Source organism: Nocardiopsis sp. TNDT3 (assembly GCF_003427465.1).
Classification (GTDB): domain Bacteria; phylum Actinomycetota; class Actinomycetes; order Streptosporangiales; family Streptosporangiaceae; genus Nocardiopsis; species Nocardiopsis dassonvillei.
The window spans coordinates 1-1,121 of the sequence record NZ_QPFC01000546.1 but is presented as its reverse complement, the minus strand read 5'-3'; the positions used below and the strand labels follow the sequence as shown (position 1 = coordinate 1,121).

General features: G+C 75.6%; 1 protein-coding gene. It reads left to right on the top strand.

Going from position 1 to position 1,121, the window contains the following annotated elements; translation table 11 throughout:
• Positions 1-602: 602 nt before the first annotated feature.
• A partial coding sequence (locus tag DQW06_RS14135; protein WP_117198609.1) for a phytanoyl-CoA dioxygenase occupies positions 603-1,121 on the top strand: 519 nt, incomplete at its 3' end.

Below are 1,121 nucleotides of genomic sequence, written 5' to 3'. Positions count from 1 at the left end.
CGCCGGTGACGAGCGCGCGCCTCCCGGTCAGGTCGGGCACGGTGATGTCGATGGTTCGACGTGGCATGATCGTTCTCCCTCATGTCGTGGCTGGGGTTCGCCGCCGGGTCCCCGTCGCCGGGTCGGTCCGGCGGCCCCGGTCCGCGCGGGTGGTCCCGGTGCGGGTGCTCCCGGAGCGGACGGCCGCGTCACCGGCGAAGGCGTCGGTGGCGTTCGCCCGCGACCGCTCCGGGGCGGTGGGCGAAGGCACGTCGGGGCGGTGGGCGAGCACGCGTCCGCACGCCCTCCCGGGTCCCGCTCGGGCCCTGGTACCGATCCTGGACGGACGGCGCGGTCCTATCCAGGACCTGCCGATCACAGGCTCACCGGGCCGCCTCCCGGCGGATCGACACGCCGGAGGAGCACCCGTTCCTGCCCCGGACGTACGCCACGGGGTCTCCGCCGCCCTGACCGGCGAGGGGGTCGGCCAAGGGGAAGGGCGGACTCCGTGTGTCGCGAGCGGCCGTGGGCCGGAGTTCCCGACCGGAGGCGAACCGCGATTGTCGGGTCGCTCCCCCGGAGTGCTCCCTAACGTGGCCGGTGAACGAGAGGGGAACCGGTTCATGCTGACCGATCACGACATCAGGGCCTTCGTCGAGGACGGGTTCGTCGCCCTGCGCGGGGCGTTTCCGCGCGAACTCGCCGACCGGGGCCGGGAGCGGCTGTGGGCCGACCTCGGCTGCGAGCCCGACGACCCCGCCACCTGGACCCGGCCGGTCGTCCGCCTCGGCGGCTACCACGACCCGCCGTTCCGGGAGGCCGCCACCACCCCCGCGCTGCACGAGGCGTTCGACCGGTTGGTGGGCGAGGGCCGTTGGCAGCGCCCGGGCGGGCTCGGCACCTTCCCCGTGCGCTTCCCCAGCGACGAGGACCCCGGGGACGCCGGGTGGCACCTCGACGCCTCGTTCGCCGGTGCCCGGGGGGAGCCCCGCGTCAACCTCCGCTCGCGTGGCCGCGCCCTGCTGATGCTCTTCCTGTTCTCCGACGTCGGCCCCGACGACGCCCCCACCCGCATCCGGGTGGGCTCGCACCGCGACGTGCCGCCGCTGCTGGCCGACGCCGGTGACGAAGGCCGCGAGTTC